The organism is Hoeflea sp. (genome assembly GCF_039975035.1).
Classification (GTDB): Bacteria; Pseudomonadota; Alphaproteobacteria; order Rhizobiales; family Rhizobiaceae; genus Hoeflea.
Genome location: NZ_JBDWHW010000096.1, coordinates 1 through 7,108 on the forward strand (window position 1 = coordinate 1; position 7,108 = coordinate 7,108).

Consider the following 7,108-nt stretch of genomic DNA (forward strand, 5'->3'; position numbering starts at 1 on the left):
GTCCTCGCCGCCATAGACCTTGAGCGAAACGAAAAGGAAAAACAGCATCTGCGCAAACGCCATGGTGATCATGATGAACTGCACCCCGCCAGTGCGCAGCGCAAGCGCACCGATCAGGCCGGCAAGCAAACCCGCGATCACCATCGCCACCGGAAGCGTAATCAGCAACTGATTGCTGCCGGGGATGAGACCCAGGAACAGCGTCTGATCGGTGAAATTCTGATAGAGGATACCCACCGCATATCCACCAATACCGAAGAAGGCTGCATGCCCGAAGCTGACCATCCCGCCATAGCCCAACACCAGGTTGAGGCTGGCCGCGGCGATACCGTAAATCAGCGCGCGGGTTGCCAGCGACAACAGGCTCGACTGCCCCGTCACATCGGTCAGCACCGGCATCAGGACAAGGACGATCAGCCCGAGTCCCGCAAGTATGTAATTGCGCCGCATCATGATCCCACCGGAAAAAGACCCTTGGGCCGGAACAGCAAAATGATCACCATCAGCAAATAAATTCCCGTTGAAGCGATACCTGCGCCCAAGGCATCCGCCTGGGGCCCCGTCATTGCCTGCCGCAACAACCCTGGAAGAAATGCCCGCAGCAGGGTATCGGAGACGCCCAGAAAGATTCCTGCAACGAAGGCACCGCGGATCGAACCTACCCCGCCGATCACCACCACCACAAAGGTCGCAAGCAGGATCTGCTCGCCCATACCGACCTGCACCGCCAGAATCGGCGCCGCCATGAAGCCCGCAAGCCCGGCAAGCAACGCGCCCAATCCGAAAACCACCGTGTAGAGCAGCCGGATATCGACGCCCAGGGCCCGCACCATCTCGCGGTTGGTGGCCCCTGCCCGCACCAGCATCCCGATCCGCGTGCGGTTGATCAGCAGATAGAGCCCCAGGGCAACCAGCAAACCCACACCGATGATCAGGATACGATAGGTTGGGTAAGGCAGACCGGGAACAATCTCGACCGATCCTTCAAAGAATTCCGGAAGCTTGGTGAAAAGCGGCTGACGTCCGAAGATCAGGGTAACGCTCTGGTTAAACATAAGGATCAAGCCGAACGTGGCCAGAACCTGATCCAGATGGTCGCGGGCATACAGCCTGCGGATCACCAGGGTCTCAATGGCAAACCCGGTCAAGGCGGCGGCAATCAATGCTGCCGGGATGCCCAGCCAGAAACTGCCGGTTTCCATCGCCACCCAGGTCCCGGCATAAGCGCCGATCATGTAAAGGGAGCCATGGGCAAGATTGATCACGCCCATGATCCCGAAGATCAGGGTGAGACCTGCGGCCAGCAAGAACAGCATCACGCCATACTGCAGACCGTTCAAAACTTGCTCAAGAAAGAGGATCATTGCCCACCCGATTGTGCGGTTAATGGGTCAGGACATGGGGCCGGACTTGCAAAGTCCGGCCCCGACTGCATTACATCTTGCATTCAGCAGCGTAGATGTCGCCGGCTGCTTCGCGCAGCTTTTCAAGCGTCTTGATTTGCGGCTTGCCGTTTGCATCCGCAACGATTTCGGTCAGGAACCAGTCCTGAACCGGATGCTGGTTGGAACCGAAAGCGAAGCTGCCGCGCGTGCTGTCGAACTTGGCAGCCTTCAGCGCCGCCTGCAGCGCGTCCATATCATCGACGCCACCGGTTGTTGCAAAGGCAGAAGCGATCAGGCGAGCCGTCTCGTAGCCTTGCTGTGCATAGGTGGTGATCGGACGATCCGGGTATTTTGCAACCCAGGCTGCAACCATGTCCTTGGATGCAGCATTGTCAAAATCAGCCGCCCAATGGGTGGTGCCCTTGATGCCGATTGCGGCATCGCCGACGGCGCCCAGGATCACTGAATCCAGCGAAGGCTCGGACAGAACCATCGGGATTTCGCCCAGCAGACCGGCTTGCTGGTACTGCTTGAGGAAGGTGATGCCAAGACCGCCCGGGTGGAACTGGAACACCACATCCGGCGCCGCAGCACGGATCTGGGCCATTTCAGGTGCAAAGTCGGTCTGGTCAAGCGCAGTGTAGAGTTCCGTCACTTCCCCACCAAACTCGCGCTTGAATCCGGCGATGGCATCCTTGCCCGCCTGATAATTCGGCGCCAGGGCCACGGCTGTCTTGTAGCCGAGCTTCTTGGCAGCAACACCGGTCGCTTCATGCAGCGCATCGTTCTGCCAGCTTACGACGAAGTAATTCTTGTTGCAGGAAGCGCCGGCCAGGCCGGAGGGGCCTGCGTTGGGGCTGATATAGATCGCGCCATTGTCGACGATTTCGGGCACTGCAGCACCTGCCACGTTGGAAAACACGATCCCCGTGATCAGCTTGATGCCTTCTTCGTTCATGAACTTGTCTGCGATCTGCAGACCGTTGCCGGGCTTCAGGCCATCGTCTTCGACAACAACCTCAACTTCAACACCGCCCAGCTTGCCGCTTTCCTGGTCTACAGCGAGCTGGAAACCATCGCGGATCTGTTCGCCTAGATAACCGGGGGGGCCCGAAAGCGTTGTGATCATGCCGATCTTCACCGGATCGGCCACGGCAGGTAGGCTCGTCATCGCGAGCAGGCTGACAGCAGTCACTAGTCTCTTCATTAGTGTTCTCCCTTGTTGAAGGCCCGATCTTGGACCCTTGTGTTCACGCTCATCACAGCTTGATATTATTGAAGCCTAAAACTTTCAATGTCCAAACATATTATAGCGTGACCCATCCTTGTGGCGGCTCCTTGCCGGGGTGCAAGGTGCCGCATTTCGGACAGGTGCGCAATTTTTCATCTGCATAAAAAGTCGCATAAATTGGAGGCAGGTCATCGACGATGCTTTCCAGATCGACCTCGGCGCGGTGAACGCGGGCCTCGCATTCAAAGCAATACCACTCGATCGCATCCAGCGCGCCTTCGGGACGGGCCGGCTCGATCACCAGACCGATGGAGCCTTCCTGCGGGCGCTGCGGGGAATGGCGCATATGGGGCGGCAACAGAAAGATGTCGCCCTCGCGGATCGGCACATCGTAAAACTCACCGGTGGTGGTGTCATGCAGCTTGAGCAACATGTCGCCTTTGAGCTGGTAGAAGAACTCCTCGACCGGATCGTCATGATAATCGGTACGCTTGTTGGGGCCACCCACTACGGTGACCATCAGATCGGCGTCCTTGAACACCATCTGGTTGCCCACAGGTGGCTTGAGCAGATGCTTGTGTTCATCGATCCATTTCTGGAAATTGAAGGCGGCAAGACGTGACATGGTTCACTCCCTTACAGTTTAAGGCCGCAGGCATCGAATGCGGCGCGGGTTTGAGCTTTTTCAGCTTCGGTCAATTCCAGGCAGGGCGCCCGCACATGTCCGCCGGTCTGTCCCAGCAGGTCCTGCCAGTATTTCTGATGCGCATGCGGCTTTTCAGCCGGGCGCGTTTCGCGCAACGCGCGGCGTACCGGATCAAGCGAATCGCGGATGGCGCGGGCCTCGTCAAAACGCCCCGCGAAGGCCGCATCGGTGTAATCGCGCATCCGCCGGTCATTGACGGTCTGCAGGAGATAGGGAGGCGAGGAACACAGATAAAGTTGCCATCCCAACTCGATGATATTGTCCAGCCATTCCTCTTCCGAAGCGGTGGAAACCAGAATCCGGTCGCTCGCCAACCGTGTCAGCTCGGCATACATTTTGCGCGGTACAGAATATTTGATCGCGACCACGGTTTCGATATCGGCCAGCCGGTTGCAAAGCTGCGGGCTCATGAGATAACCGCTGTCGGGATGCGACCACAACGCAATGCCGATATCGACCTTGCTGGCGATGGTCTCGTAATAGCGCAGCAGGGTTTCGTCCTGCTTCTTGTAGAAGTGCAAGATCGGTGCATGGACGACGATGTAATCGGCGCCACTTGCCTGCGCGTGACGGGCCAGATCAATGACCACATCCATGTTCTGGTCCGAGCACGACATGATCGTCTGCGCCCGCCCCTCGCAAGCCGCAACCGCCAGATCGAAGCTGCGCTTGCGCTCGTCGACCGACATCGCAAAGAACTCGCCCTGCTTGCCCGCGATGAAAAAGCCGTCGATTCCGAGCCCCTCGATCCAATGGTTGATGTTGGCGCGAAAGCCTGCCTCGTCAATCGACAAGTCCTCGGCAAAGGGCATCAATGCCGCTGCCCAGATGCCGCGCATATGCTCGCGGGCGTGGGATTTGGCGGATTTGCGGTCGTATTTCATGCCTTGGCTCCTGATACGGTCGGCTCGTGTTCCAATTCCATCCGGTGCGACACCGTCTTGACCTCCAGGTAATGCTGCATGCCCTCCATGCCGCCCTCGCGCCCCTGCCCGCTGGCCTTGACCCCGCCAAAGGGAACTTCGGCGACCGAGGCCTCCAGCGTGTTGATCGAGAAATTGCCGACCTCGATCTCGTTCATCAAACGGTCCGCGGTCGCAGCATCATGGGTGAAGGCGTATCCGGCAAGTCCAAAGGGCAACGCATTGGCGCAGGCGATCGCCTCGTCCAGCGATGCTGTCGGGTTGATCACCGCCAGCGGGCCAAACGGCTCTTCGCGCATCACGCGCGCATCGTCGGGCACTTCGGCCAGAACAGTAACCGGATAGAAATAGCCCGGCCCATTGGGGCGCGCACCGCCCGTCAGCACCTTGGCGCCCTTGGCGCGGGCGTCTTCGACCAGCGCATCAATCGCCTCGATCCGGCGGTGGTTGGCGACAGGGCCCATCTCGATCCCAGGTGTCATGCCGTTGCCGATATTGACCGCCGCCGCACGTTCGGCGAAGGCCGCCGCATAGGGCGCAAAGATCTTCTGATCGACGAAAAAGCGCGTGGGCGAGGTGCAAACCTGTCCCGCATTGCGGGCCTTGCGCGCCGCCGACATCAGCCCCGCGGCCTGCGCATCCACATCGTCACAAACAATCACCGGCGCATGACCACCCAGTTCCATCAGCACCGGCGTCATCGTGCGCGCGGCCATTTCCGTCAGATGAATACCCACAGCGGTCGACCCGGTAAAAGCGACCAGCCGCACCTGATCCTGCGGGATCAGATAAGTCGAAATCTCGGCAGGCACCCCGAAGACCAGGTTCAGCACCCCTGCGGGCAGGCCGGCATCATGAAAGGCCTTGGCGATGTGCAGCGCACCCGCAGGCGTTTCTTCGGCAGCCTTGATGATGATCGAGCAGCCCGCGGCCAGCGCACCCGCAATCTTGCGCGCAGGCTGGCTCATCGGGAAATTCCATGGCGAAAAGGCCGCCACCGTGCCCACCGGCTGCTGGATCACCAAATAGCGGATACCGGGCGCGCTCGGCACCACGCGTCCGTAAAGCCGCTGCGCCTCGCCCGCGTCCCATTCAAAAAACTCACAGCCCCTGATGACCTCCATCCGCGCCTGCGGCAACGGCTTGCCGTGTTCAAGCGTGATCGAATGGGCGATCTCGTCGGCGCGCTCCCGCATCAGAGCGGCGGCACGCAGGATCACCTCGGCACGAACCCGTGGCGATGTCGCCCGCCAGATGCGAAAGCCGCGCTCCGCAGCTTCCAGCGCGTCATCAAGATCCTGACGCCGCGCAACAGGCACCTCACCGATCACGTCTTCCGTGGCCGGATTGATCACCGGAAGCGACTGCCCGGTCTTGCGCCAGGCTCCACCGATATAGAGGTTCAGATCAGGATATTCGGGCATGTTTTTCTCAAATTCTCGAATGGATCGTCATCTCACTATGAAGACATACAAGTATGCAGACAAATGAATTGATTGGCTTTGTGTATCATCATATGGAATAGCTGAGCGTGCCTCCTTATCTCCGGCCAACGCGAAGGATACCCTATGGATCTGACCCAGACCGCGCACCGACTGACCGTTCGTCACCTGCGCGTCGTAGCGGTCATTCAGGCCGAGGGAAGCCTGATGCATGCGGCCACAGCGCTGAACATGACCCAGTCGGCGGTCACCAAGGCGCTGCAAGACACCGAGGCGCAAATGCGGGTGCAGCTTTTCGAACGCACCAATCGAGGCGTCGTGCCGACCGATATCGGATTGAAACTCGCAGCCCATGCGCGGCTGATCCTTGCCCAGATCGACAAGGCAGAACAGGAAGTAGCACATCTGCGCGATGGCACGGCGGGCCATGTCACCATAGGCACTCTGCTGGCAGGCTCCGCCGGGCTGTTGCCCGAGGCCATTGTGCGCCTCAGGCGCGATCAACCTGGTCTGGTGGTCAGGGTCGAAGAGGGCACAAATGACATGCTCATGCCTGCCTTGCGATCTGGCGAACTTGACCTTGTGCTCGGCCGACTGCCGGAATTCCGCGACCGCGAAGGGCTGAAGCAAGAGTATCTGATCGATGATTTCGCCCAGATTGTCGTGCGGCGCGATCATCCGCTGGTCGCGCAGCCGGACCTGCAGCTTGCCGATTTGCTGGCTTACGACTGGATTTTGCCGGGTCACTCGACAACGTTGCGGCGGCAGATCGACAAGGCCTTCCGGGATGAAAATCTGGAACCTCCCACCCATTCGGTTGAGACCGTGTCGTTTCTGACAACCCGCCGGCTTCTGCGCCAAGCCGACTATCTTGCGGTCTGGCCGGTTCAACTCGCAGAGCTGGAGGTTCAGGACGGCGCCATTGTCGCCTTGCAGATCCCGCTGCCGACCGCGCGCCGCCCCATCGGCATTTCAACCCGCGTCGCCGACGTCATATCCCCCGCCGCCGCCCGGCTGGTCGAAAGTCTTCGCCAGGCGGCGCGACACCTGAAGACGGGTTCGAGCGAACCCCTGCAGTAAATAGCTGCCAATGAAGAGGTTGCGCGCCAGTCCCGGCACAATCTTGGCAGTTAAGATTGAGGCAAGCCGGAAGCGAGATTTCCCCTGCGCTGCGGCAAACCGACTCCGAGCCGTCAGCTGTCATCTGCGTGCGGCGCAGCGACGCTTCCGCTGTCGCGTTCAGACAATCCAAACGCGTTCCCCTCCCCTATCCTCGCAGCGTGAATGCTCCACCGGCTAAAGCCGGTGGCTTCAGGTTACGGCTATAAGCCGGATTGGTCCGCCCTTCGGCGGACTATACGACCTCAAAATCATCGTCAGGGTCAGGCGGCTTCTGGTTCTTGATATACTCTTTCCACACT

The 7,108-nt window shown here is 59.7% G+C and carries 6 protein-coding genes and 1 pseudogene; 1 reads left to right on the forward strand and 6 read right to left on the reverse strand.

The genetic code is table 11. From position 1 onward, the window contains the following. The 6 genes and pseudogenes from ABJN75_RS07945 to ABJN75_RS07970 form a co-directional block, all read right to left on the reverse strand. Positions 1–399 (reverse strand): annotated as a pseudogene (locus ABJN75_RS07945) (branched-chain amino acid ABC transporter permease); the annotation flags it as partial. 50 nt (positions 400–449) lie between these two features. After that, on the reverse strand, positions 450–1,364 hold the full coding sequence (locus ABJN75_RS07950; protein ID WP_348438487.1) for a branched-chain amino acid ABC transporter permease: 915 nt from the start codon (positions 1,362–1,364) through the stop codon (positions 450–452). A gap of 70 nt (positions 1,365–1,434) precedes the next feature. Continuing rightward, complete coding sequence (locus ABJN75_RS07955) at positions 1,435–2,592, reverse strand: ABC transporter substrate-binding protein (protein WP_348438488.1); 1,158 nt, start codon at positions 2,590–2,592, stop codon at positions 1,435–1,437. 100 nt (positions 2,593–2,692) lie between these two features. Continuing rightward, the gene (locus tag ABJN75_RS07960; protein WP_348438490.1) at positions 2,693–3,241 is read right to left on the reverse strand and encodes a 3-hydroxyanthranilate 3,4-dioxygenase; all 549 of its coding nucleotides are present in this window, start codon (positions 3,239–3,241) and stop codon (positions 2,693–2,695) included. 11 nt (positions 3,242–3,252) lie between these two features. Next, positions 3,253–4,206, reverse strand: a complete 954-nt coding sequence (locus tag ABJN75_RS07965) for a dihydrodipicolinate synthase family protein (RefSeq protein ID WP_348438492.1) — start codon at positions 4,204–4,206, stop codon at positions 3,253–3,255. Further along, positions 4,203–5,669, reverse strand: a complete 1,467-nt coding sequence (locus tag ABJN75_RS07970; protein WP_348438494.1) for an NAD-dependent succinate-semialdehyde dehydrogenase — start codon at positions 5,667–5,669, stop codon at positions 4,203–4,205. Before ABJN75_RS07970 ends, ABJN75_RS07965 begins: the two co-directional genes overlap by 4 nt. A gap of 144 nt (positions 5,670–5,813) precedes the next feature. On the opposite strand from ABJN75_RS07970, the gene ABJN75_RS07975 reads away from it, so the two are divergent. After that, positions 5,814–6,767 (forward strand): LysR family transcriptional regulator, encoded by a 954-nt coding sequence (locus ABJN75_RS07975; RefSeq protein WP_348438496.1) that lies wholly within the window; start codon positions 5,814–5,816, stop codon positions 6,765–6,767. The last annotated feature ends 341 nt before the right edge of the window (positions 6,768–7,108 follow it).

Coding starts and splice junctions, on each gene's coding strand:
- ABJN75_RS07950 (WP_348438487.1), bottom strand. CDS start 1,364: ATGATCCTCTTTCTTGAGCAAGTTTTGAACGGTCTGCAGTATGGCGTG.
- ABJN75_RS07975 (WP_348438496.1), top strand. CDS start 5,814: ATGGATCTGACCCAGACCGCGCACCGACTGACCGTTCGTCACCTGCGC.
- ABJN75_RS07970 (WP_348438494.1), bottom strand. CDS start 5,669: ATGCCCGAATATCCTGATCTGAACCTCTATATCGGTGGAGCCTGGCGC.
- ABJN75_RS07955 (WP_348438488.1), bottom strand. CDS start 2,592: ATGAAGAGACTAGTGACTGCTGTCAGCCTGCTCGCGATGACGAGCCTA.
- ABJN75_RS07965 (WP_348438492.1), bottom strand. CDS start 4,206: ATGAAATACGACCGCAAATCCGCCAAATCCCACGCCCGCGAGCATATG.
- ABJN75_RS07960 (WP_348438490.1), bottom strand. CDS start 3,241: ATGTCACGTCTTGCCGCCTTCAATTTCCAGAAATGGATCGATGAACAC.